Annotated in this window: 2 protein-coding genes; both read left to right on the forward strand. The window is 57.8% G+C overall.

What is annotated here, in order from left to right; all coding sequences use genetic code 11:
* Window positions 1-245: succinate dehydrogenase/fumarate reductase transmembrane subunit (locus ACR0EL_RS22595; protein ID WP_480502369.1), on the forward strand; the 245-nt coding region annotated here is incomplete at its 5' end.
* Between the two features lie 12 nt (window positions 246-257).
* Window positions 258-580 (forward strand): FAD-binding protein (locus tag ACR0EL_RS22600; protein ID WP_480502370.1); only part of this gene is annotated, 323 nt, incomplete at its 3' end.

Genomic DNA, 580 nt, shown 5'->3' on the forward strand with positions numbered 1-580 from the left:
CCCTAGGCGGAACCTACGAAGAGGCTCTGGCCTATTACAGCCGCCCGTTCCCGGCGATTATCATGGGTCTGACACTGGTTGTTGTCGTCCCGCATTTGTTGCGCGAAGCCCAGGAAGCGATTGAGGACTACGTGCATGGCGTCGCGGAAAAGCTGGCGCTGATGGCCGCGCAAGCTTTTGCATACACACTCATTGCTGCGGGTCTGTTTGCGCTCGCGCGTCTGGCCCTCGGATATGCGCAGTAAGGAACAAGAACAATGACAGCAGCATATGAATACGAAACCCACGAATATGACGTGGTGGTTGTCGGTGCCGGTGGCGCGGGTCTGCGTGCAACATTGGGCATGGCCGAGCAGGGTTTGCGCACCGCTTGCGTGACGAAGGTATTTCCGACTCGTTCACACACAGTGGCCGCCCAAGGCGGCATTGCGGCGTCCTTGTCGAATATGGGGCCAGACCATTGGCAGTGGCACATGTATGACACCGTAAAGGGCTCGGACTGGCTGGGTGACACCGATGCGATGGAATACCTCGCGCGTGAAGCACCCAAAGCCGTATATGAGCTAGAACATTACGGAGT

This window comes from Ruegeria sp. AH12 (assembly GCF_056541465.1).